The sequence below is a fragment of the Nocardioides aquaticus genome, from assembly GCF_018459925.1.
Lineage (GTDB): Bacteria > Actinomycetota > Actinomycetes > Propionibacteriales > Nocardioidaceae > Nocardioides > Nocardioides aquaticus.
Map to the genome: position 1 here is coordinate 1204046 of NZ_CP075371.1, position 23566 is coordinate 1227611.

Sequence of the window (23566 nt, forward strand, 5' to 3'; positions counted from 1 at the left end):
CCAGCCGTCCGACCAAGGGAGACCCTCGTGCCGACCCGCTTCTTCGACGACCCCGACCAGACCGTCCCGCAGATGCTCGAGGCGCTGGCCCGGACCCGCCCGGTGCGGGTGAGCGGGGCCGGCTCGGGCGTGATGGCGGTGGTCCGCGCCGACCTCGACCCCCGCCAGGTGGCGGTCGTCTCGGGTGGAGGGTCGGGCCACGAGCCGGCCCACGCCGGGCTGGTGGGGGAGGGCCTGCTGGCCGCCGCGGTCTGCGGGGACTTCTTCGCCTCCCCGTCGGTCGAGGCGGTGCTGAGCGTGGTGCGCGAGGTCACCGGGCCGGCCGGCTGCCTGCTGGTGGTCAAGAACTACACCGGTGACCGGCTCAACTTCGGACTCGCCGCGGAACGGGCGCGCGCCGAGGGCCTCGAGGTCGAGGTGGTCGTGGTCGCCGACGACGTGGCCCTGCCCGACAACCCCCAGCCGCGCGGGCTGGCCGGCACCGTCCTGGTCCACAAGGTCGCCGGCCACCACGCCCGGCGGGGCGCGGACCTGGCGACCGTCGCCGCGGCGGCCCGGCGTACGGCCGGGGACTGCCTGACCCTCAGCCTGGCCCTGTCCTCCGCCCTGCTGCCGGGCCAGTCCGGCGAGCGCCGCAGCGCCGAGCTGGGCCTGGGGATCCACAACGAGACCGGCGCGCGGGACGTCGACCCGTCGGGCGCGGACGACGCGGTCGGGCTCGTGCTGGACGCGCTGCTGCCCGTCGTCGACGAGCGGCACGGCGCGGACGCCCCGCTGGTGGTGCTCCTCAACGACACCGGCGGCTGCACCACGCAGGAGCTGGCGGTGCTGGCCACCGACGTGCTCCGCGCCCTCGGCCGGCGGGCCCGGCTGCTCGTCGGGCCGGCGCCGCTGATGACGTCGGTCGACATGCACGGCTTCTCGCTGACCCTGCTGCCCTACGACGACGAGCTCGCCGCCGCGCTGCTCGAGCCGGTGGTGCCCGCCGACTGGCCGGGCGCCTCGCCGGTGGCGGAGCCGGTCACGTTCGCGCCGCAGCACTCGGCCGAGCCCGACTGGGGCGCGGGGGAGCGGGACGAGGCCGTCGGGACCGGCCTGCGGGCCGCCGCCACCGCGCTGCTCGACGCCCGGGAGCGGCTCGACGAGCTCGACGCCGCCGTCGGCGACGGTGACGCGGGCGCCACGATCGGACGGGGCGCGCGGGCGGTCGCCGAGGCGCTGGACGCGGACCGGCTCTCGACCGGGAGCCCCGCGCTCCTGTGCCGCGAGCTGGCGGCGCTGGTCGAGCAGAGCATGGGCGGCTCGTCGGGCGTGGTGCTGTCGATCCTGCTGACCGCGACCGCGGGCGGGCTGGAGGACGGCGACGACGTGACCGCGGCCCTGCGCGCCGGCCTCGAGCGGGTGCGGGTGCACGGCGACGCCGAGGTGGGCGGACGGACCATGGTCGACGCGCTGTCCCCGGCGACCGACGCGCTGCCCGAGGGCCTCGACGCCGCGGCCCGCGCCGCCCGGGAGGGCGCGGACGGGACCGCCGAGGTGACCACCACCGGCGTGGGCCGCTCGAGCTACCTGCGCGCCGAGGTGCTGCGCGGCGTCGTCGACCCCGGCGCCGAGGCCGTCGCCACCGGCCTCGAGGCCTGGGCGGCGTCCCGGGGCTGAGCGGCCGGGACCGGGTGGCAGACTCCCACCCGTGACTGCGCAGACGCTGGACGGCACCGCCACGCTCAAGGCCATCAAGGCCGAGCTCACGACCCGGGTGGAGGCGCTCCGCGCCGCGGGCGTCGTGCCCGGCCTGGGCACGGTGCTGGTCGGCGACGACCCCGGGTCGCACTGGTACGTCGGCGCCAAGCACAAGGACTGCGCCGAGATCGGGATCGAGTCGCTGCGCGTCGACCTCCCCGCGAGCGCCACCCAGGCCGAGGTCGAGGCGGAGATCGACCGCCTCAACGCCGACCCCGCCTGCACCGGTTTCCTGGTCCAGCAGCCCACCGGTCTCGACGAGTACGCCCTGCTCTCCCGCGTCGACCCCGACAAGGACGTCGACGGCCTGCACCCGGTGAACCTCGGCCGGCTGGTGCTGGGCGAGCGGGGCTCGCTGCCCTGCACCCCGGTCGGCGTGATCGAGCTGCTGCGCCGGCACGGCGTGGAGCTGCGCGGTGCCGAGGTCTGCGTGGTCGGACGCGGGCTGACCGTCGGCCGTCCGCTCGGGCTGCTGCTCACGCGCCGCAGCGAGAACGCCACCACCACGCTGTGCCACACCGGCACCCGGGACCTCGCCAAGCACGTCCGCGAGGCAGACGTGGTCGTCGCCGCCGCCGGCGTGCCGGGGATCATCACCGCGGCGATGGTGAAGCCGGGTGCGGCCGTGCTCGACGTCGGCGTGTCCCGCGTCGACGGCAAGATCGCCGGCGACGTCGCCCCCGACGTCTGGGACGTGGCCGGGTGGGTCTCGCCCAACCCGGGCGGGGTCGGGCCGATGACCCGGGCGATGCTGCTCAGCAACGTCGTCGAGATCGCCGAGCGGGCGGCCGGGACCGGCCCGGGCGCCGCCGGCTCGTGAACGAGCCGCTCGAGGACCGCCGGCACCCCTCCACCATCGGCGGGGCGCTCTACCTCCTCGTCCTCGCGGTGGTGGCCGCCGGCCTGGGCCTGACCCTGTCGGACTGGCGCCTGGGCATCAAGGTCGTCGCCGGCGCGCTGTCCGGCGCGGCCCTGGCCCGCCTCGTGCTGCCCCGGCGTGACGCCGGCATGCTGGCCGTGCGGCACCGGTTCACCGACGTGTCGGTCCTGGTCGGCGTCTCGGTCGCGCTGTGGGTGCTGGCCGACACGATCCCGAACCAGCCCGGCACCTGACGGCCGCCGCCCCGCCGCCCCGCCGCCCCGCCGCCCCGCCGCCCCGCCGCCCCGCCGCCCCGCCGCCCCGCCGCCCCGCCGCTGTAACGCTCTGTTACTCCACCTGGTGCAGCGTCGTGGCGCCGACCCAGACGAAGTAACACAGCGTTACAGCCCGACCTGGGCTGGCGGACTCGGCCGCGGAGCCGCGCCCGGGACGCGGACGGGCCCCGGGTGCAGGTGCGCCCGGGGCCCGTCGTACGGACGTGCTCGCGCTCAGATGAGGCCGAGCTCGGTGACCGTGGCGCGCTCCTCGGACAGCTCGGCGGTCGAGGCGTCGATCCGGCCGCGGGAGAAGTCGTCGATCTCCAGGCCCTGGACGATCTCCCAGTCGCCGTCCTTCGTGGTGACCGGGAACGACGACACGATGCCCTCGGGGACCCCGTAGGAGCCGTCGGAGAGCACGGCCATCGAGACCCAGTCGTCCTTCGCGGAGCCGAACAGCCAGTCGCGGGCGGCGTCGATGGTCGCCGACGCTGCCGAGGCGGCCGAGGACGAGCCGCGGGCCTCGATGATCGCGGCGCCGCGCTTGGCGACGGTGGGGATGAAGTCGTCCTCGAGCCAGCGCTGGTCGCCGACGACCTCGGCGGCGTTCCGGCCGCCGACCTCGGCGTGGAAGAGGTCGGGGTACTGGGTGGCGGAGTGGTTGCCCCAGATCGTCATCCTGGTGATGTCGGTGACCGGGGCGCCGGTCTTCGCGGCGAGCTGCGAGATGGCCCGGTTGTGGTCGAGCCGGGTCAGCGCCGAGAAGCGGTCGGTCGGGATGTCGGGGGCGTTGCTGAGCGCGATCAGCGCGTTGGTGTTGGCGGGGTTGCCGGTCACGCCGATGCGGACGTCGTCGGCCGCGACCTTGTTCAGGGCCTTGCCCTGCGCGGTGAAGATCGCGCCGTTGGCCTCGAGCAGGTCGCCGCGCTCCATGCCGGGTCCGCGGGGGCGGGCGCCGACGAGCAGGGCGAGGTTGACGCCGTCGAAGACCTTCTCGGCGTCGTCGCCGATCTCGACGCCGGCCAGGGTCGGGAAGGCGCAGTCGTCGAGCTCCATGACGACGCCCTCGAGCGCCTTCAGCGCGGGCGTGATCTCGAGCAGGCGCAGCTCCACGGGCCGGTCGCCCAGCGCTCCGCTGGCGAGGCGGAAGAGCAGGCTGTAGCCGATCTGACCGGCGGCACCGGTGACGGCGACCTTCAACGGGGTAGAGCTCACGGGGACTCCTTCGAGACGGGTTCTGGACTCGTGCGGACGGGACGTCGCGACGCTAGCAGCGCCGCGCCCGCGCGCGGCTCCCACCCGCGAGCGTCGTTGCCGGGCCCGCCGCGCGGGTGACACGCTGGCCGGGCAGTCCCGTCAGGTATCTTGACGTCAAGTTACTTTCCGCACGTCCGCCCCGCAGCCGAGCAGGAGTCGTTGCCCCATGGCCGAGAAGCCCGCCACGATCGTCTACACCCACACCGACGAGGCGCCGCTGCTGGCGACGTACTCGCTCCTGCCGATCGTCGAGGCGTACGCCGCCAAGGCCGGCGTGGAGGTCGAGACCCGCGACATCTCCCTGGCCGGGCGGATCCTCGCGCAGTTCCCCGACCGCCTCACCGAGGAGCAGCGCGTCGAGGACGCGCTGGCCGAGCTGGGCGCGCTGGCCACACAGCCCGAGGCCAACATCATCAAGCTGCCCAACATCTCCGCCTCCGTCCCGCAGCTCAAGGCCGCGATCAAGGAGCTGCAGGGGCAGGGCTTCGACCTCCCGGCCTACCCCGAGAACCCGCAGTCGGAGGAGGACAAGGAGGTCCGTGCCCGCTACGACAAGGTCAAGGGCTCCGCGGTCAACCCGGTCCTGCGTGAGGGCAACTCCGACCGGCGCGCGCCGGCCTCGGTGAAGGGCTACGCCAAGAAGTACCCCCACTCGATGGGCGCCTGGTCCGCCGACTCCCGCACCAACGTCGCCACGATGGGCAAGGACGACTTCTTCGACAACGAGAAGTCGGTCGTGATCGAGGGCGAGGACACGCTCTCGATCGTGCACGTCGCGACCGACGGCACCGAGACCGTGCTCCGGGAGTCCGTGCCGGTGCTGCCCGGCGAGGTCGTGGACGCCACCTTCATGAACGTCGCGGCCCTGCGCCGCTTCCTGACCGAGCAGATCGCCCGCGCCAAGGCCGAGGACGTGCTGTTCTCGGTGCACCTCAAGGCCACGATGATGAAGGTCTCCGACCCGATCATCTTCGGCCACGCCGTGCAGGCGTTCTTCCCGACGCTCTTCGAGCAGTACGGCCCGCAGCTGCGCGAGGCCGGCATCTCGCCCAACGACGGGCTCGGTGCGCTGCTGTCCGCGGTCGGCGACCTCCCCGACGGCGAGGCGATCAAGGCCTCGGTCGAGCAGGGCCTGGCCGACGGCCCGGCGATGGCGATGGTGGACGACCGCAAGGGCATCACCAACCTGCACGTGCCCTCGGACGTCATCATCGACGCCTCGATGCCGGCGATGATCCGCACCTCGGGCCACATGTGGAACCCGGCCGGGGAGGAGCAGGACTGCCTCGCGGTCATCCCGGACTCCTCCTACGCCAGCGTCTACCAGACCGTGATCGACGACTGCCGCGCCCACGGCGCCTTCGACCCCTCGACCATGGGCTCGGTGCCCAACGTCGGGCTGATGGCGAAGGCGGCCGAGGAGTACGGCTCCCACGACAAGACCTTCGAGGTCCCCGCGGCCGGCCAGGTCCGCGTCGTCTCCTCCGACGGCACCGTGCTGCTCGAGCACGACGTCGAGCCCGGTGACGTCTGGCGCGCGTGCCAGACCAAGGACGAGCCGATCCGCGACTGGGTCAAGCTGGCCGTCACCCGCGCCCGCGCCAGCGGGTCCCCGGCGATCTTCTGGCTCGACGAGGCCCGCGCGCACGACGCCAACCTGATCGCGAAGGTGAAGCAGTACCTGCCCGAGCACGACACCGACGGGCTCACGATCGAGATCATGACGCCGGCCGACGCGACGGCGTACTCGCTCGAGCGGATCCGCCGCGGCGAGGACACCATCTCGGTGACCGGCAACGTGCTGCGCGACTACAACACCGACCTGTTCCCCATCCTCGAGGTCGGCACCTCGGCCAAGATGCTCTCGATCGTGCCGCTGATGAACGGCGGCGGCCTCTTCGAGACCGGTGCCGGCGGGTCGGCGCCCAAGCACGTGCAGCAGCTGATCCAGGAGAACTACCTGCGCTGGGACAGCCTGGGCGAGTTCTTCGCCCTCGCCGCCTCCTTCGAGCACCTCGCCGGCTACGCCGACAACCCGCGCGCGCAGGTGCTCGCCGACACCCTGGACCGGGCGACGGCGACCTTCCTCGAGGAGGACCGGTCCCCGAGCCGCAAGGTCGGCGGCCTCGACAACCGCGGCTCGCACTTCTACCTCGCGCTCTACTGGGCCCGCGAGCTGGCGGCGCAGGACGACGACGCCGAGCTGGCCGCCGACTTCGCCGCCCTGGCCGAGCGCCTGGGCGCGCACGAGCAGACGATCGTCGACGAGCTCGCCGCGGTGCAGGGCAGCCCGGCCGACGTCGGCGGCTACTTCCGCCCCGACGACGCGAAGGCGGACGCGGTCATGCGCCCGTCGGCGACGCTGAACGAGGACCTCGCCTCCCTCTGAGCCGGCAGCACCCTCCCGCAGGGCCGTCACCGTGACCGGTGGCGGCCCTGCGGTCGTCCCGGGCCGTCCTGCGACCCCGGGGGGATGGACGAGCCGGGGCGGATGTGGTCGAGTACTCGACGACGTGACCGCGACCACACCGTGGGTGGCCCGGGCGACACGTCCACCGGAGCACTCGAGGAGCCCCCGTGTTCGAGCAGGACTTCGACCCCGTCAGCGGGTCCCTGGCGTTGTCGTCGATCTTCGCGGCCCTGCCGCTGCTGACCGTCTTCGTCCTCCTGGGCGTGCTGCGGATGAAGGCGCAGTGGGCCTCCCTGATCGCGCTGGCGGTCTCGATCGGGGTCGCGGTCCTGGTCTACTCGATGCCCGTCGGGATGGCCCTGTCCGCGGCCGCGGAGGGCGCGGTGTTCGGGCTCTTCCCGATCATGTGGATCGTGGTGAACGCCATCTGGGTCTACAACATGACCGTCACCACCGGGCACTTCGACGTGCTGCGCCGCTCCTTCGGCACGGTCTCCGACGACCAGCGGATCCAGGCGATCATCATCGCGTTCTGCTTCGGTGCGCTGCTCGAGGCGCTGGCCGGCTTCGGGACCCCGGTGGCGATCAGCTCGGTGATGCTGATGGCGCTCGGCTTCCACCCGGTCAAGGCCGCGGTCGTCTCCCTGGTCGCCAACACCGCGCCCGTCGCCTTCGGCGCGATCGCGGTCCCGATCACCACCCTGGCCGCGATCACCGGCATCCCGGCCGACGAGCTCGGCGCCATGGTGGGTCGCCAGACGCCGGTCCTGGCCCTGTTCGTCCCGCTGGTGCTGGTCTTCCTCGTCGACGGTCGCCGGGGGGTCCGGCAGATGTGGCTCCCGGCCCTGGTCTGCGGCTCCGCCTTCGCCGTGGGCCAGTTCCTGGCCTCCAACTACTTCTCGGTCGAGCTGACCGACATCGTGGCCGCCCTGGTCGCCGCCGGCGCCGTCGTCCTGCTGCTGCGGGTGTGGACCCCGTCCTTCGAGCTGACCGCCGAGCGGATGGACGAGGAGGAGGCGCAGCACCGGGTGGCCGAGGCCAGCGGCAACGCCCCCTCGGGCGGCACGGCCGGCGGGGGTGGCACGGGCACCACCACCACCAGGGCTCCGGTCGCCGACAGCGGCGTCGAGGTGCTCAAGGCGTACGCGCCGTACCTCGCGATCATCGTCATCTTCACCCTGGCCCAGGTCCCGTTCCTCAAGGACGCCCTGGCCGCCGGCACCGTCACCTTCCCGTGGCCCGGTCTGGACATCGTCAACCCGGACACCGGCGAGGCCCCGTCGGCGACGACCTTCGCCTTCGCGTGGCTGCCCTCGGCGGGCACGCTGCTGCTGTTCGCCGGGCTGGTCACGATGCTGGTGCTCAAGGTGGCGCCGTCCGCCGCGGTCAAGGCGTACGCGGGCACCCTGGACCAGCTGAAGTGGGCGATCCTGACCGTGGCGTCGGTGCTCGCGCTGGCCTACGTCATGAACTTCTCCGGCCAGACGATCACGATCGGCATGTGGATCGCCGGCACCGGGACGTTCTTCGCCTTCCTCTCACCGGTCCTGGGCTGGCTCGGCGTCGCGGTGACCGGGTCGGACACCTCCGCCAACGCGCTGTTCGGGACGCTGCAGGTCACCGCCGCCCAGTCGGCGGGGCTCGACCCGACCCTGCTGGCCTCGGCGAACACCTCCGGCGGCGTGCTCGGCAAGATGATCTCCCCCCAGAACCTGGCCATCGCCGCGGCCGCGACCGGCCTGGCCGGCAAGGAGGGCGACCTGTTCCGCAAGGTGCTCGGCTGGAGCCTGGGGTTCCTGCTGGTCATGTGCGTGCTGGTCTACCTGCAGTCCACGTCCGTGCTCGGCTGGATGGTGCCCTGACCGGGCACGCGCCGGGGCACCTGTCGGAGCACCTGCCGGGGCGGGTGTGCCAACGTCACACCCGCGTCGGGAACACGACGGTGCCGCGGGCGGGTTAGCGTCCATCGTGTCCTCCTCCACTGCCGCCGACCGCCCGGCCGCGGCACAGCACGCCGTCCCGGGTGGCCCCGACGCCCCCGTGATGGCGGCGCGGGCCCCGCGCCTGGCCCTGCTCGCGCTCGCCCTGGGCGGCTTCACCATCGGCACGACCGAGTTCATGACGATGGGCCTGCTGCCCGAGGTGGCCGCGGGCGTCGGGGTCTCCATCCCGACCGCCGGCCACCTGATCTCGGCCTACGCCCTCGGCGTCGTGGTCGGCGCACCCCTGCTGGCCGTCCTCGGGGCCCGGGCGCCGCGCCGGCGGCTGCTGCTGTGGCTGATGGGCGCCTACGCCGCGGGCAACGTGCTGTCGGCGGCCTCGGTGTCGATGGAGATGCTGACCGTCGCGCGGTTCCTCGACGGGCTGCCGCACGGGGCGTACTTCGGGGTCGCCAGCCTGGTCGCCGCCGACCTCGCCCAGCCCGGGAAGGCCGGGCGCGCGGTCGCCCAGGTGATGCTGGGCCTGTCGGTGGCCAACGTCCTCGGCGTCCCGGCCGCGACCTGGTTGGGGCAGAACCTCGGCTGGCGGGCCGGTTTCGTGGCCGCCTCGGTGCTGGCCGTGCTCACCGTGCTCGCCGTCGCCGCGGTCGTCCCGGTCCGGGCCGGCAACCCCGACGCGCGCTGGCGCACCGAGCTGACCGCGCTGCGGGAGCCGCAGGTGCTGCTCGCGCTGCTGATCGGCGCGGCCGGCTTCGGCGGGATGTTCGCGGTCTACACCTACATCTCCCCGATCGCCACCGACGTCGCCGGGCTCGGCAGCGGCAGCGTCCCGCTGGTGATCCTGATGCTCGGCCTCGGCATGGTCGCCGGCACGATCCTGGCCGGCCGGATGGCCGACTGGTCGGTGCCCGGGTCCCTGGTCGTCGGCAGCATCGGCATGGCCGCGGCGCTGCTGCTGTTCTTCGTCGTCTCGCCGTACGGCTGGTGGCTCGCGCCGGCGGCCTTCCTGGTCACCACCCTCGGATCGGTGCTGGTGGTCAACCTCCAGCTGCGCCTGATGCGGGTCGCCGGCGAGGCCGAGACCCTCGGCGCCGCGATGAACCACGCCTCGCTCAACGTCGCCAACGCGCTCGGTGCCTGGATCGGCGGTGCCGTGATCAGCGCGGGCCTGGGCTACCGGGCCCCCGCCCTGGCCGGGGTCGGCCTCTCGGTCGTCGGCCTGGTGGTCCTCGTGGTGGCGCTGCGCACCGACCGGGGCGCGCGGACGGCCTGACCCGCCGGCGGGGCCGCTCCCCCCGAAGGGCCCTTGAGTGCGCCGCCCCCGGCTGGTCTGGTGGGGGCATGAGCGACACCAGCATCTCCGCGACCCGCACGATCGACGCCTCCGCCAAGGACGTGTTCGCCGTGCTCACCAACCCCCACCGTCACACCGAGCTCGACGGCTCCGGCTTCGTCCAGGGCCTCGACCGGGGCGACCGGATCGAGAAGAGCGGCCAGCAGTTCCGGATGAACATGTCCGGGGACCACATGGGTGGCGACTACCAGGTCGACAACCACGTCACCGGCTACGACGAGAACCACCTGCTCGCCTGGCGCACCGCCCCCGCCGGCCAGGAGCCCCCGGGCTGGGAGTGGGTGTGGGAGCTGAAGTCCACCGGCTCCGACAGCGTCGAGGCCACCGTGACCTACGACTGGTCGGCGGTGACCGACAAGGAGCTGCTCAAGAAGCTCTCCTTCCCGCTGGTGCCCCAGGAGGCGCTCGAGACCTCCCTGGGCAACCTCGCCGCCGCGGTCCGTCAGGCCTGAGGGCCCCCGGCCCGCATCCGGGCCACCTGGCCGGCCAGCCACTCCTCGGCGAGCACGTCGAGGCAGGCCTGGTCGGCCGGGCCGGTCCGGATCCGTGCCCCCAGCCGCTCGGTGGCGTACTGCGTGAGGCCGTTGGCCTCCAGCACCCGCCGGGACGCGGCGTTGTCGACCGCGGCGAACGCCACCACGCGCTGCACCCCCAGCATCCCGAAGGCGAAGCGCAGCGCCAGCCCGGTGGCCTCCGTGGTCACGCCCCGGCCCCGGGCCGCGGGGTGCGCCCAGTAGCCCACCTCGGCCTCGCGCCCGGGGTCGACGCCGAAGAGCGCCATCGAGCCCAGCAGCTCGTCGGTGGCCGGGTCCGTCACCGCCCACCACACGCCGCGCCCGTCGGCCTGCTGCTCCCCGACGTGCAGCAGGTAGTCGCGGGCGGCGTCCTCGTCGTACGGCTCCGGCAACCGCCCCAGCCAGTGCCGGGTCCGCTCGTCGTCGCAGGCCTCGACGATGCGGGGCACGTCGGCGTCGGTGAACGGGCGCAGCACGACCTGCTCCCCCTGCAGCGGCGGCGCCGTCAGCCAGGTCGTCGGGGGCTGCCGTGAGTCGTCGTGCAGCAGCGTGCCGATCCAGGCGTCGTGCCGCTCGCCGCGCTGCGTGGTCCAGCGGCGCACCGTCCCCTCCACCCGGAACCCGACCTTCCAGGCCAGGCGCCGCGAGGCCCAGTTGCCGCGGTGGGCCCGCCACATCACCGTACGCACCCCGGCCTCGTCGAAGCCCCAGGTCAGCAGCAGCCGCAGGGCGCGCTCCATGACGCTGCGGCCCTCGATCCGCAGGCCGCGCACCCGGGGGTGCGAGCCGAAGGCGACCTCGGCGACGCCGGCCTCACGGTCGTCGGGCCGCAGCTCGACGCTGCCGACGTACGACCCGTCGTGCTCGACGGCGAAGCCCCACGAGCTGCCGTCGGCCCAGGCCCCGGGCATCAGCGTCCCGACGAAGTGCCGGGCCCCCTCCAGGCTGACCGGGAGCGGCACCGAGGTCCACCGCTGGTAGTCCGGGTCCAGGGTGGCCTCGTAGGAGCCCTGGGCGTCGTCGGGGGAGTGCGCCCGCAGGGTGACGTGGCCGTCGGTCAGCGTCGGCGGGGTCGGTGGGAGGTCCATGGCAGGACCCTCTCAGGGGCGCCGACGCGGCGGCGAACGGGTTTGGCGACAATGGCCCCATGCCCAGCCCGACCAGCCAGCCCAGCCCGACCGGGTCGCCCGCGCCCGCCCGCCCCCGGGTGCTCTCGGGCATCCAGCCGACGGCCGACTCGTTCCACTTCGGCAACTACCTCGGCGCGCTGCGGCAGTGGGTGGCGCTGCAGGAGGAGCACGAGCCGTTCTTCTTCGTCGCCGACCTGCACGCGATCACCGTCGAGCAGGACCCCAAGGTGCTGCGCGAGCGCACCCTGCGGGCCGCCGCGCAGCTGCTGGCGATGGGCGTGGACCCCGACCGGGCCGCGGTCTTCGTGCAGAGCCACGTGCCCGAGCACGCCCAGCTGTCCTGGGTGCTGCAGTGCCTCACCGGGTTCGGCGAGGCCCGCCGGATGACCCAGTTCAAGGACAAGTCCGCCAAGGGCGGCGAGGGTGCGGCGTCGGTCGGGCTGTTCACCTACCCGGTGCTCCAGGCCGCCGACATCCTGCTCTACCGGCCGCACTTCGTGCCGGTCGGCGAGGACCAGCGCCAGCACCTCGAGCTGACCCGCGACCTCGCCGGGCGGTTCAACCACCGCTACAAGAAGACCTTCCGGCTCCCGGAGCCCTACATCCTGGAGGCGACCGCCAAGATCGGCGACCTCCAGGACCCCACCTCGAAGATGTCGAAGTCGGCCTCGTCGCCGGCCGGGATCGTGGAGATGCTCGACGAGCCGCGCGTGAGCGCCAAGAAGATCCGATCGGCCGTCACCGACTCCGGGAGCGAGGTCCGCTTCGACGCCGCGGAGAAGCCGGGTGTCTCGAACCTGCTGACGATCTACGCCGCGCTCACCGGCGCGCCGGTGGCCGACCTGGAGGAGCAGTACGCCGGGCACGGCTACGGCGACCTGAAGAGGGACCTCGCCGAGGTGGTCGTCGAGTTCGTGACCCCGTTCCGGGACCGGACCCTGGCGCTGATGGAGGACCGGTCCCACCTCGACGCGGTGCTGGCCGCCGGGGCGGTCCGCGCCCGCGAGGTCGCCTCCCGCACCCTGGGCGACGTCTACGACCGGGTCGGGTTCACCCGTCCGGCCCACCCCTGACGCCGCCGGTGGCCGCTAGGGTCGAGACGATGCAGACGATCGGCGTGGCCGTGGCGATCCCCGAGCCGTGGGCCCGTGAGCTCCAGGAGTACCGGCTCGGACTCGGCGACCGCACGGCCACGATGATCCCGACCCACGTGACGCTGCTGCCGCCGGCCGTGGTCGACCCGGGCGACCTGGAGAAGGTGGAGGCGCACCTCGCGGAGGCAGCGTCGTCGGTCGCGCCGTTCGAGGTCCACCTGCGCGGCACCGGCACCTTCCGTCCGGTGTCCCCGGTCGTGTTCGTCTCGCTGGCCAAGGGCATCTCGCAGTGCGAGCTGCTGGCAGCAGCCGTCCGCCGCGGGCCGCTGGCCTGCGACCTCGACTTCCCCTACCACCCGCACGTCACGATCGCCCACCACCTCGACGAGGCCGCCCTGGACCGGGCGTTCGCCGAGCTGGCGTCCTTCGAGTGCCGCTTCGACGTCACGGCGTTCCACCTGTACGAGCACGACGAGTCCGCCGGCTGGCGGCCCACGCACGAGTTCCGGCTGGGGGAGGGCTGATGGTGGCAGCGGTCGACAAGGCCAAGGACGTCGCCACGGGGGCGCAGCGCCGTCCCGTCGTGGCCCACGTGCTCCGGATGGTGCAGCGCTACGGCTCCTCCCAGGGCAACCTGCACGCGGGGGCCGTGAGCTACTTCGCCTTCCTGTCGTTCTTCCCCCTCCTGGCCCTGACCTTCTTCGCGGTCGGCGTGATCTCGCGGGTCTACCCCGACCTCGACGGCCAGGTCCGGCGCAGCGTCGAGGAGCTGTTCCCCGGGCTGGTCGGCGGCGGCGAGGGCCAGATCTCGCTGGACCAGGTGCAGGACTTCTCCGGGCTCGTCGGGGCCCTGGGCCTCATCGGTGTCCTCTACACCGGCCTCGGGTTCGTCCAGGTGCTCCGCGAGGCGCTGACGGCCACCTTCGGGCAGGCCCTGCCCACCGTGTCGTTCGTGAAGGTCAAGCTGATGGACCTGCTCGGCCTGGTCACCGTGGGCGGCACCCTGCTGCTGTCCGTCGTGGTCGGCAGCGGCGTCACCCGCTTCTCCTCCGGCGTCCTGGAGCTGCTCGGCCTCGGCGAGGAGCTGCGCGTCGTGCTGGTCGCGCTGGGCGTCCTGGTCGCCCTGGCGATCAACACCGTGCTGTTCTTCGTGATGTTCAAGCAGCTCGCGCGCGCCGTCGTGCCGGCCCGCTCGCTGTGGTCCGGGGCGCTGCTCGGCGCCGTCGGGTTCGAGCTGATCAAGCAGCTGTCGGCGCAGGTGATCAGCCTGACCAAGGGCAACCCGGCCTTCCAGGCCTTCGGGATCGCGCTGACCCTGATCGTGGTGTTCAACTACTTCGCCCGGCTCACGCTCTACTCCGCCTCCTGGGCCTACACCACCCGCGCCGCGATGGCCGTGCGCCCCGTCGACGCCGTCCCGGTCCAGGGCCCGCAGGCACCCAGCCTGGCCCAGTGGTCCGCGGCGCTCGAGCCCGCGGCGGCACCCACCCTCGTCCGCCGCGCGGCCGGGCCGTTCGCGGCCGGCGGCGCCGCGATGCTGGGCCTGGTGGCCGTGGCGCGGAGGTTCGTGCGATGACCACGCAGACCCGTTCCACCGGCACCCCGATGACCTTCGAGCGCCGGCACGCCGTGCTGCTGCTCGCGGTGGCGGCGTGGAACGTGGTCACGTTCGGCCAGTTCGCCCGGACCCTCTACGCCGCCTGGAGCGCGGGGGAGGAGCGTGCGCCCGGCTACTGGGTCGCGCACTCGGTGCTGATCGTGGTCAACGTCGCGATCGCGGTCGTGCTGGCCCGGCTCGGCCTGCGGGCCTGGCGCGCCACCCGCCCCTGACGGCCGCGGCCCGCCCACGACGACGGACGGCCCCGGGTCGGTGACCCGGGGCCGTACGCAGTGCTGCTGGGGGGTGCTGGGTCCTGCTCAGTGACCGTGCCTGATGGCGGTGCGCAGGTCCTTGTTCAGCTGCGAGATCACGTCGAGCGGGATCTCCTTGGGGCACGCCGAGGTGCACTCGCCGATGTTGGTGCAGCCGCCGAAGCCCTCGGCGTCGTGCTGGGCGACCATGGAGACGACCCGGGAGTCGCGCTCCGGCTGACCCTGGGGGAGCCGGCCGAGGTGGGTGATCTTGGCGCCCATGAACAGCGAGGCGGACCCGTTGGGGCACGCCGCGACGCAGGCGCCGCAGCCGATGCAGGTGGCCACGTTGAACGCCTTCATGGCGTCCTCGCGCGGCACCGGCGTCGCGTGCGCGTCGGGCGCCGCGCCCGTGTTGACCGAGATGTAGCCGCCGGCCTGGATGATCCGGTCGAAGGCGGACCGGTCGACGATCAGGTCCTTGACGACCGGGAAGCCCTCGGCACGCCACGGCTCGACGTGGATCGTGTCGCCGTCCTTGAAGGAGCGCATGTGCAGCTGGCAGGTCGTGGTGACCTCCGGCCCGTGGGGCCGACCGTTGATCATCAGGTCGCACGAGCCGCAGATGCCCTCACGGCAGTCGTGGTCGAAGGCGACGGGCTCCTCGCCCTGCTCGTTGAGCTGCTCGTTGAGCACGTCGAGCATCTCCAGGAAGCTCATGTCCTCGGAGATCTCGTCGACCTCGTAGGTGTGCATGGCGCCCTTGGCGGTGGCGCCGGCCTGGCGCCAGATCTTCAGGGTGAGGTTCACTTGTAGCTCCGCTGCTTCATCTCGATGGCGGTGTAGATCAGGTCTTCCTTGTGGAGCACCGGCTGGCCCTCGTCGCCGCCGAACTCCCAGGCCGCCACGTAGGCGAACTCGTCGTCGTGACGCAGCGCCTCGCCCTCCTCGGTCTGCGACTCGGCCCGGAAGTGGCCGCCGCAGGACTCGCGCCGGTTCAGCGCGTCGATGCACATCAGCTCGCCGAGCTCGATGAAGTCGGCCACCCGGCCGGCCTTCTCGAGCGCCTGGTTGAGGGTGTCGGCCGAGCCGAGCACGCGCAGGTTGCTCCAGAACTCGCGCTTGAGCTCGCGGATCATGTCGATCGCCTTGCGCAGGCCCTCCTCGGAGCGCTCCATGCCGCAGAACTCCCACATGATGTGGCCGAGCTCGCGGTGGAAGCTGTCCACCGAGCGGGTGCCGTTGATCGACAGGAAGGTCTCGATCCGCTGCTCCACCGAGGTCCGGGCCTCGACGACCGCCGGGTGGCTCTCGTCGATGGTCTCGAACGGCCCGTCGGCGAGGTAGCCGCGGATCGTGTTCGGGAGCACGAAGTAGCCGTCCGAGAGGCCCTGCATCAGCGCCGAGGCGCCGAGGCGGTTCGCGCCGTGGTCGGAGAAGTTCGCCTCGCCGGTCACGAACAGGCCGGGGACGTTGGACTGCAGGTCGTAGTCGACCCACAGCCCACCCATCACGTAGTGCACGGCGGGGTAGATGCGCATCGGCACCTCGTACGGGTTCTCCCCGGTGATCCGCTCGTACATGTCGAAGAGGTTGTCGTACTTCTCGCGGACCTTGTCCTCGCCGGTGCGCTCGATGACCTCGCTGAAGTCGAGGTAGACGCCGCGTCGGAAGTCCCCGACCTTCGGGCCGACGCCACGACCCTCGTCGCAGACGTTCTTGGCCTGACGGGAGGCGATGTCGCGGGGGACCAGGTTGCCGAACGCCGGGTAGATCCGCTCCAGGTAGTAGTCGCGGTCCTCCTCGGGGATCTCGCGGGGGTCCTTGGTGCAGTCGTCGGCGTTCTTGGGCACCCAGATCCGGCCGTCGTTGCGCAGCGACTCCGACATCAGGGTCAGCTTCGACTGGTGCTCGCCGGCCACCGGGATGCAGGTCGGGTGGATCTGCGTGTAGCAGGGGTTGGCCATGTAGGCGCCCTTGCGGTGCGCGCGCCACGTCGCGGTGACGTTGCAGCCCATGGCGTTGGTGGACAGGAAGAAGACGTTGCCGTAGCCGCCGGAGGCGAGCACGACGGCGTCGGCGAGGTGCGTCTCGATCTCCCCGGTCGACAGGTCGCGGGCGATGATCCCGCGGGCCTTGCCGTCGACCATGACCAGCTCGAGCATGTCGTGGCGGGTGTAGGTGGTGACCGTGCCGGCCGCGACCTGGCGCTCGAGGGCCTGGTAGGCGCCGATCAGCAGCTGCTGCCCGGTCTGGCCCCGGGCGTAGAAGGTGCGGGAGACCTGCACGCCGCCGAAGGAACGGTTGTCGAGCAGGCCGCCGTACTCGCGGGCGAAGGGCACGCCCTGGGCCACGCACTGGTCGATGATGCTGGCGCTGACCTCGGCCAGGCGGTAGACGTTCGACTCGCGTGAGCGGTAGTCGCCGCCCTTGACGGTGTCGTAGAAGAGCCGGAAGACGGAGTCGCCGTCCTCCTTGTAGTTCTTCGCGCCGTTGATCCCGCCCTGGGCCGCGATGGAGTGCGCCCGGCGGGGGGAGTCCTGGTAGCAGAAGGACTTCACGTTGTAGCCGGCCTCGCCGAGCGTGGCGGCGGCCGCGCCGCCGGCCAGGCCGGTGCCGACGATGATCACGTCGAGCTTGCGGCGGTTGGCCGGGTTGACCAGCCGGGTGTCGAAGATGTGGTTGGTCCAGCGGTCCTTGATCGGTCCGGTGGGCGCCGCCCCGTCGACGATGTTCTCGCCCCGGGTGTAGTAGCCGTGCGCGTCGTCGGACTGCTGCTCGGCGGGCTTGTTGAGCGCGACGGTGCCGCTCTGGTCGGTCATGGCCATGACGGGTGCTCCCTGTCTGGGACTTCGGCGGACTGGCTGGCAGGGCGTGGGGGGCGGTGCTACTCGATCAGGCCGAGGAGCACGCCGAGGGGGACCAACGAGTAGCCGCCGGCGACGACCACGGCGAGGACCCAGCCGGCCGTACGGGCCCGGGTGCGTGCCTTGGCGGTGCCGGTCAGCCCGAGGGTCTGCATCGAGCTGAAGGTCCCGTGGTGCAGGTGCAGGGCGAGGGCGGCCATCGCGACCAGGTAGATCACGGTCATCCACCACACGCCGAAGGTGTCGACGAGCAGGGCGTAGGGGTTGTTGGTCTCGCCGCCGGCGGGGTTGATCTTGACGATGCTGAAGTTCAGCAGGTGCCAGACCAGGAAGACGAGGATCGTCAGCCCGCCCCACCGCATGGTGCGCGAGGAGATCGAGGAGCTGGCGCGGCGGACCATCTCGTACTGCACCGGGCGGGCCTTCGCGGCGCGGCGCCACAGCAGCACGGCGGCGGTCACGTGGACCACCAGTGCGGCGATCAGGCCCAGGCGCAGGATCCACAGCAGGCCGCTGTAGGGGAGGATCGGCTCGCCGATCTCGCGCAGGTGCTCGGCGTACTCGTTGAACGACGTCTCACCGGCGAAGGCCTTGAGGTTGCCGTACATGTGCGCCAGCACGAAGCCGATGAAGATCAGGCCGGAGAGGGCCATGGTCAGCTTGAGGGCGATCGTCGAGCGCGTACCACGGGCGCTCCTGACCAGCGGTCGCGTCGTTGTAGCCACAGGACCAAGGTACCCCCGTCGGCGTGCCCGTGAGGGGGTGGGTGGGGAGCGTCACGCCCGGGATCGGGAACCCGTCGGCGCGGGCACCAGCGGCAGCAGGTGCGTGTCGAGCAGCTCGTCGACCGCGGCGGTCCAGGTCCGGGCGAGGGCGAGCTCGCGTGCGCGGCTGCCGAGCAGGGCCCGGCGGCGGTCCCGGACGACCGCGTCGACGGCGTCGAGCAGGCCGCGGCGCGAGCGTGGGTCGTAGAGCAGCCCGCTCTCGAGGTGGCGCACGGCCTCGGGCGCCCCGCCGCTGCGGGGGGCGACGACGGGGACGCCGCTGGCCGCGGCCTCGCGCAGCACGTGGCCGCAGGTCTGGTGCTCACCGGGGTGGACCAGGACGTCGAGGGAGGGCAGCGCGACGGTGAGGTCGCCGGTCTGCAGCGTGCCGAGCATCTTGGCCCCGGGCAGGTGGGACTCCAGCCAGCCGCGCTCCGGGCCGTCGCCGATCACGACCGGGCGGACGCCGGGGAGGTCGGCCAGCGCGGCGAGGTGGCGGACGCCGTGGCGCTTGTCGAGCCCCCCGACGTAGCCGACGACGACCTGCTCGCCGGCCCGGGAGCCCACGCGGGCCCAGGAGTCGTGCAGCCACTGGTCGCGCAGGCCCGGGGTGAAGGCGGCCGTGTCGACGCCCGGCGCCCAGACCGGGGCGTCGACCTCGAGCTCGGCGACCCGCTCGTGCATCCAGCGGCTGGTCACCACCACGCGGTCGGCGCGGTGGGCGACCTTGCGGCGCCAGTAGTCGGCGGAGGTGTCCAGCAGCGGGGAGTGCTCGACCACCAGCGTCGGCAGGTCCAGGGCCCGGGCGTGCTTCAGGGCCTTGCGCCCGAGCCGGCCGGGGGAGGACAGGTGCACGACGTCGGGGGCGAAGGTGGCCAGCACGTCGCGCACCTGGGTGCCGACCTTCTCCAGCGTGCTGACGCGGTGCACCCGGACCCCGCGGTACGACGCCAGCCCCGGCCCCGGCGCGACCACCAGCAGCTCGTGCCCGCGGTCGACCAGCCGGTCGACGGTCGCGCGCAGCGTCGTCGTGGTGGCGTCCACGGCGGGGTAGAAGGACTCGGTCACGATCGCGATGCGAGCGGGGCTCATGGGTGGCAGCCTGCCCGGCCGCGGCGACGGGCCCGCGCACGCGAGGTGGCCGGCGGGTGAAGACGCCGCTGCGGGTTCTCGGTGGTGGTCGTGCAGGGGGCGGCTCGGTGGTCGAGGAGCGAGCGCAGCGGTCCCGGTGGGCGTCTCCGGACCAGGCCCGGTGTCGAGGGGTGATCCACGTGCACCTGGTGCGCGCAGATGACCCGTCGACCGGCGGGCGGGAGTCGGGGCGTGCCGGTCCCGGCGGCGGGTGCGGGTCTCGAGACGGTCGCTTGCGCTCCCTCCTCGACCACCGGGGTCGCTGCGCTCCCTGCGCGACCGCCGCCGCCGGGCTGCCGGGGCGCCGTCGGGCGCCGGTGGACGGTCGGGAACCTCACACTCGGTGGCCGACGTCACGTCGCCGCCCTAGTCTGCGGCCATGACCTCCGAGGGCAGCGCCGCGGGAGCGGTGGACGGCGGGCTCGACGACCCGCAGGAGCTCGAGCCGGAGCAGGGGACCCTGGCGCTGGCCGCCGAGGGCGACACCTCCGACCGTGCCGACTGGGAGGCCGCCGCGGCGGCCGTGCTGCGCAAGGCGCGGCGGCTGGCCGACGACGACCCCGACGCGCTGGTCTGGGAGCGCCTCACGCAGCGCACCCTGGACGGCGTCGACGTCACCCCGCTCGGCACGCCGGAGGACCTCGACGGGCTCGTCACCTCCGGGCGGCCGCAGCGGACGGGGGAGTGGGACGTCCGCGCCCACCTGCGCCTCGCGGCCGGCGAGGAGCAGGAGGCCAACGAGACGCTGCTGGTCGACCTCGAGGGCGGCGTCACCTCCCTGTGGCTGACCCTGCCCGACGGCGCCGACCTCGTGCGGCTGCTCGACGGCGTGCTGCTCGACCTGGCCCCGGTCGTCCTCGACGCGCCGACCGCCCCGGTGGCCGCCGCCGCGGCGCTGCTTGCGCTCGCCGCCGACCGCGGCGTCACCGTGGCCGACGGCACCAACCTCGGCGTCACCGCCACCGCCGCCGAGGACGACCTCGTCGCGGTCGCCCGGCTGGCCCACGACCACGGGCTGCTCGGCGTGGTCGTCGACGCGACCGACGCCCACGACCGCGGGGCCTCGGACGCCCAGGAGCTCGGCCGGTCGCTCCAGCTCGGCGCCCGGGTGCTGCGGGTGCTCACCGGCGCCGGCCTCGACGTCGACCAGGCCGCCTCGCTCGTGGAGCACCGGCTCGCCGCCACCGACGAGCAGCTGACCACCATCGCCAAGCTCCGGGCCGCCCGCCGCCTGTGGGACCGCGTCCTGGAGCTCAGCGGCGCCTCCGAGCAGACCCGGGTCGCGGGCCAGCGCCAGCACGTCGTGACGAGCCGGCCGATGATGAGCCGCTACGACCCGTACGTGAACATCCTGCGCACCACCGTCGCCGCCTTCTCGGCCGGGGTCGGCGGGGCCGAGGCCGTCACCGTGCTGCCCTTCGACAGCCCGCTGGGTCGCCCCGGGACGCTGGGGCGTCGGGTCGCGCGCAACACCAGCCACCTGCTCGTCTCGGAGAGCCACGTCGCCCGGGTCGCCGACCCGGCCGGTGGTGCGTACGCCGTCGAGCGCCTCACCGACGACCTGGCCGCGGCCGCCTGGGAGGTCCTCGGTCGCCTCGACGCCGCGGCCGACCCCGACGCCGAGCTGGACGCCCTCGTGTCGGCCACCGCCGCCGAGCGCGACGAGCAGGTCGCCACGAGGGCCCGCCCGATCACCGGCCTCACCGAGTTCCCCGCGGTCGACGAGGAGCTCCCGCAGCGGGAGCCCGACGGCGCGTGGGACGGCGTACGCCCCTGGGGCCACGCCTTCGAGGCCTTGCGCGACGAGCCGGCGACCGGCCGCGTCTTCCTGGCCACCCTCGGCCCGGTCGCCTCGCACACCGCGCGGGCGACCTTCGCCACCAACCTGCTCACCGCCGGCGGCATCGGCGTCGACGCCGCCGGCGCGACCGACGGCGTCGAGGCGCTGCTCGAGGCCTACGACGGCCAGCCGGTCGCCTGCCTGGCCGGCGCCGACCCCGTCTACGCCGACTGGGGCGCCGCCGCCGTGACCGCGCTCCGCGAGGCCGGCGCCACCCGCGTCGTGGTCGCGGGCAGGCCCCGCGACCTCGGGGTCGACGACTCCTGCGCCGTCGGCGTCGACGCGCTGGCCTTCCTCACCCGGACCAGAGAGGTGCTCGCATGAGCGTCCCCGACTCCTTCGCCGGCCTTCCCCTGGCCACGACCTCCGGTCTCGAGACGCTCGCCGGCGCTCGCTCCACGACCGACGGTGCCGCCGCCTGGACCGCGCCCGAGAACATCGACGTCCAGCCGCGCTACACCGCCGCCGACGTCGAGGGCCTCGACGCGCTGGGCACCTGGCCCGGGCTGAGCCCGTTCCTGCGCGGGCCCTACCCGACGATGTACACGACCCAGCCGTGGACGGTGCGCCAGTACGCCGGGTTCTCCACCGCCGAGGCGTCCAACGCGTTCTACCGGCGCAACCTGGCCGCCGGCCAGAAGGGCCTCTCGGTCGCCTTCGACCTGGCCACGCACCGCGGTTACGACTCCGACCACCCGCGCGTGCGCGGCGACGTCGGGATGGCCGGGGTGGCCATCGACTCGATCTACGACGCCCGCCAGCTCTTCGACGGCATCCCGCTGGACCAGATGTCGGTGTCGATGACGATGAACGGCGCCGTGCTGCCGGTGATGGCGCTCTACATCGCCGCGGCCGAGGAGCAGGGGGTGAAACCGGCCCAGCTCTCGGGGACCATCCAGAACGACATCCTCAAGGAGTTCATGGTCCGCAACACCTACATCTACCCGCCGGCGCCGAGCATGCGGATCATCTCGGACATCTTCCGCTACACCGCCGAGGAGATGCCGCGCTTCAACTCCATCTCGATCTCCGGCTACCACATCCAGGAGGCCGGGGCCACGGCCGACCTGGAGCTGGCGTACACGCTCGCCGACGGCGTGGAGTACCTCCGCGCCGGCCTGGACGCCGGCCTGGACGTCGACCGGTTCGCGCCCCGGCTGTCGTTCTTCTGGGCGATCGGGATGAACTTCTTCATGGAGGTCGCCAAGCTCCGCGCCGCGCGGGCGCTGTGGGCCCGCCTCGTGCGCGAGTTCGAGCCGCAGAACCCCAAGTCCCTGAGCCTGCGCACCCACTCGCAGACCTCCGGCTGGAGCCTGACGGCGCAGGACGTCTTCAACAACGTCGGCCGCACCTGCCTGGAGGCGATGGCCGCGACGCAGGGTCACACCCAGTCGCTGCACACCAACGCCCTGGACGAGGCGATCGCGCTGCCCAGCGACTTCTCGGCCCGGATCGCGCGCAACACCCAGCTGCTGCTCCAGCAGGAGTCCGGCACCACCGGGACGATCGACCCCTGGGCCGGCTCCTACTACGTCGAGCGCCTCACCCACGACCTCGCCGAGCGCGCCTGGGCCCACATCACCGAGGCCGAGCAGGCCGGTGGCATGGCCGCCGCGATCGAGCAGGGCATCCCGAAGATGCGCATCGAGGAGGCCGCCGCGCGCACCCAGGCCCGGATCGACTCCGGGCGCCAGAAGGTGATCGGCGTGAACACCTTCCGCCTGGCCGAGGAGGACCAGCTCGACGTGCTCCGCGTCGACAACGACGACGTCTACCGCCAGCAGATCGCCAAGCTGGAGCGGCTGCGCGAGGAGCGGCACGACGACGACGTGCGCCGCACGCTCGAGGCGCTCACCAACGCCGCCGACCAGGGGCCCGAGAACGGCTCGATGGACGGCAACCTGCTGGCCCTGGCCGTCGACGCCGCCCGGGCCAAGGCCACCGTGGGGGAGATCTCGGACGCCCTCGAGAAGGTGTACGGCCGGCACCAGGCGACCATCCGTACGATCAGCGGCGTGTTCCGCGACGAGTCGGCCGGCGACGGCTCCGGGGAGGGCTCGACGCTGGTCCAGCAGGTCCTCGACGCGACCGCCGAGTTCGACGAGGCCGAGGGCCGCCGCCCGCGGATCCTGGTGGCCAAGATGGGCCAGGACGGCCACGACCGCGGTCAGAAGGTCGTCGTCTCCGCCTTCGCCGACATGGGCTTCGACGTCGACGTGGGGCCGCTGTTCTCCACGCCGGAGGAGGTCGCCCAGCAGGCCGTCGACGCCGACGTGCACATCGTGGGCGTCTCCTCGCTGGCCGCCGGGCACCTCGCGCTGCTGCCGGCGCTCAAGGAGGCGCTGAGCGAGCAGGGCCGTCCCGACGTGATGATCGTGATCGGTGGCGTGATCCCGCCCGACGACGTCGCGCGCCTGCGCGAGATGGGCGCGGCCGCGGTCTTCCTGCCCGGCACCGTGATCGCCGAGTCGGCGCTCGACCTGCTGGCGCGCCTGCGCGAGCAGCTCGGGCACTGACGCGCGTGCGTCGTGGCGTG

19 protein-coding genes are annotated in these 23566 nt (G+C 73.2%); 13 read left to right on the forward strand and 6 right to left on the reverse strand.

Features of this window, described 5'->3' with window-relative positions; translation table 11 throughout:
* Positions 1–27 precede the first annotated feature (27 nt).
* The 3 genes from ENKNEFLB_RS05880 to ENKNEFLB_RS05890 are packed head-to-tail and all read left to right on the forward strand — an operon-like array spanning position 28 to position 2853.
* A complete protein-coding gene (locus ENKNEFLB_RS05880) occupies positions 28–1659 on the forward strand; it encodes a dihydroxyacetone kinase subunit DhaK (RefSeq protein ID WP_214058342.1) in 1632 nt (543 codons plus the stop codon).
* Between the two features lie 31 nt (positions 1660–1690).
* Positions 1691–2560: a bifunctional methylenetetrahydrofolate dehydrogenase/methenyltetrahydrofolate cyclohydrolase gene (locus ENKNEFLB_RS05885; protein ID WP_214058343.1), complete on the forward strand. Its 870-nt coding sequence runs from the start codon at positions 1691–1693 to the stop codon at positions 2558–2560.
* Positions 2557–2853: a DUF3017 domain-containing protein gene (locus ENKNEFLB_RS05890; protein ID WP_246535858.1), complete on the forward strand. Its 297-nt coding sequence runs from the start codon at positions 2557–2559 to the stop codon at positions 2851–2853. Before ENKNEFLB_RS05885 ends, ENKNEFLB_RS05890 begins: the two co-directional genes overlap by 4 nt.
* Positions 2854–3108: 255 nt before the next feature.
* Here the strand turns inward: ENKNEFLB_RS05890 and ENKNEFLB_RS05895 are convergent, their stop codons facing one another.
* Positions 3109–4092: a malate dehydrogenase gene (locus tag ENKNEFLB_RS05895; RefSeq protein ID WP_214058345.1), complete on the reverse strand. Its 984-nt coding sequence runs from the start codon at positions 4090–4092 to the stop codon at positions 3109–3111.
* A gap of 208 nt (positions 4093–4300) precedes the next feature.
* Here ENKNEFLB_RS05895 and ENKNEFLB_RS05900 point away from each other — a divergent pair, with 208 nt between their 5' ends.
* The 4 genes from ENKNEFLB_RS05900 (at position 4301) to ENKNEFLB_RS05915 (ending at position 10290) form a co-directional block, all read left to right on the forward strand.
* Complete coding sequence (locus ENKNEFLB_RS05900) at positions 4301–6523, forward strand: NADP-dependent isocitrate dehydrogenase (protein ID WP_214058346.1); 2223 nt, start codon at positions 4301–4303, stop codon at positions 6521–6523.
* A gap of 188 nt (positions 6524–6711) precedes the next feature.
* On the forward strand, positions 6712–8406 hold the full coding sequence (locus ENKNEFLB_RS05905) for an L-lactate permease (protein ID WP_214058347.1): 1695 nt from the start codon (positions 6712–6714) through the stop codon (positions 8404–8406).
* A 106-nt stretch (positions 8407–8512) separates the two neighbouring features.
* Positions 8513–9757 carry an MFS transporter gene (locus ENKNEFLB_RS05910; RefSeq protein WP_246535859.1) on the forward strand — a complete coding sequence of 415 codons (1245 nt, stop codon included), beginning with the start codon at positions 8513–8515 and terminating at the stop codon, positions 9755–9757.
* 68 nt (positions 9758–9825) lie between these two features.
* A complete protein-coding gene (locus tag ENKNEFLB_RS05915) occupies positions 9826–10290 on the forward strand; it encodes an SRPBCC family protein (RefSeq protein ID WP_214058348.1) in 465 nt (154 codons plus the stop codon).
* On the opposite strand, the gene ENKNEFLB_RS05920 is transcribed toward ENKNEFLB_RS05915, so the two are convergent.
* Positions 10281–11441 carry a GNAT family N-acetyltransferase gene (locus ENKNEFLB_RS05920; RefSeq protein ID WP_214058349.1) on the reverse strand — a complete coding sequence of 387 codons (1161 nt, stop codon included), beginning with the start codon at positions 11439–11441 and terminating at the stop codon, positions 10281–10283. The genes ENKNEFLB_RS05915 and ENKNEFLB_RS05920 overlap by 10 nt on opposite strands.
* Before the next feature lie 59 nt (positions 11442–11500).
* Between ENKNEFLB_RS05920 and trpS the strand changes: the two genes are divergently transcribed.
* Genes trpS through ENKNEFLB_RS05940 form a run of 4 tightly spaced genes read left to right on the forward strand, consistent with a single transcriptional unit; the run spans position 11501 to position 14407 of the window.
* A complete protein-coding gene (gene trpS / locus ENKNEFLB_RS05925; RefSeq protein ID WP_214058350.1) occupies positions 11501–12556 on the forward strand; it encodes a tryptophan--tRNA ligase in 1056 nt (351 codons plus the stop codon).
* A gap of 29 nt (positions 12557–12585) precedes the next feature.
* Positions 12586–13101 carry a 2'-5' RNA ligase family protein gene (locus tag ENKNEFLB_RS05930; protein WP_214058351.1) on the forward strand — a complete coding sequence of 172 codons (516 nt, stop codon included), beginning with the start codon at positions 12586–12588 and terminating at the stop codon, positions 13099–13101.
* Entirely contained in the window at positions 13101–14153 is a 1053-nt protein-coding gene (locus ENKNEFLB_RS05935; protein WP_214058352.1) for a YihY/virulence factor BrkB family protein, read from the forward strand. The genes ENKNEFLB_RS05930 and ENKNEFLB_RS05935 overlap by 1 nt, the downstream gene beginning before the upstream one ends.
* Complete coding sequence (locus tag ENKNEFLB_RS05940; RefSeq protein WP_246535860.1) at positions 14150–14407, forward strand: SCO4848 family membrane protein; 258 nt, start codon at positions 14150–14152, stop codon at positions 14405–14407. The genes ENKNEFLB_RS05935 and ENKNEFLB_RS05940 overlap by 4 nt, the downstream gene beginning before the upstream one ends.
* An 87-nt stretch (positions 14408–14494) precedes the next feature.
* On the opposite strand, the gene ENKNEFLB_RS05945 is transcribed toward ENKNEFLB_RS05940, so the two are convergent.
* The 4 genes from ENKNEFLB_RS05945 to ENKNEFLB_RS05960 all read right to left on the reverse strand — a co-directional run bounded on the left by ENKNEFLB_RS05945 (position 14495) and on the right by ENKNEFLB_RS05960 (position 19151).
* Complete coding sequence (locus ENKNEFLB_RS05945) at positions 14495–15238, reverse strand: succinate dehydrogenase/fumarate reductase iron-sulfur subunit (protein ID WP_214058353.1); 744 nt, start codon at positions 15236–15238, stop codon at positions 14495–14497.
* On the reverse strand, positions 15235–17250 hold the full coding sequence (locus tag ENKNEFLB_RS05950; RefSeq protein ID WP_214058354.1) for a fumarate reductase/succinate dehydrogenase flavoprotein subunit: 2016 nt from the start codon (positions 17248–17250) through the stop codon (positions 15235–15237). The genes ENKNEFLB_RS05945 and ENKNEFLB_RS05950 overlap by 4 nt, the downstream gene beginning before the upstream one ends.
* Positions 17251–17315: 65 nt before the next feature.
* Entirely contained in the window at positions 17316–18020 is a 705-nt protein-coding gene (locus tag ENKNEFLB_RS05955; protein WP_214058355.1) for a succinate dehydrogenase cytochrome b subunit, read from the reverse strand.
* 51 nt (positions 18021–18071) lie between these two features.
* The gene (locus ENKNEFLB_RS05960; RefSeq protein WP_214058356.1) at positions 18072–19151 is read right to left on the reverse strand and encodes a glycosyltransferase; all 1080 of its coding nucleotides are present in this window, start codon (positions 19149–19151) and stop codon (positions 18072–18074) included.
* Positions 19152–19569: 418 nt separating this feature from the next.
* Between ENKNEFLB_RS05960 and ENKNEFLB_RS05965 the strand changes: the two genes are divergently transcribed.
* Together ENKNEFLB_RS05965 and scpA are read left to right on the forward strand one after the other, a co-directional pair.
* Complete coding sequence (locus tag ENKNEFLB_RS05965) at positions 19570–21354, forward strand: methylmalonyl-CoA mutase family protein (protein WP_214058357.1); 1785 nt, start codon at positions 19570–19572, stop codon at positions 21352–21354.
* A complete protein-coding gene (gene scpA, locus ENKNEFLB_RS05970; RefSeq protein WP_214058358.1) occupies positions 21351–23546 on the forward strand; it encodes a methylmalonyl-CoA mutase in 2196 nt (731 codons plus the stop codon). Before ENKNEFLB_RS05965 ends, scpA begins: the two co-directional genes overlap by 4 nt.
* Positions 23547–23566 lie beyond the last annotated feature (20 nt).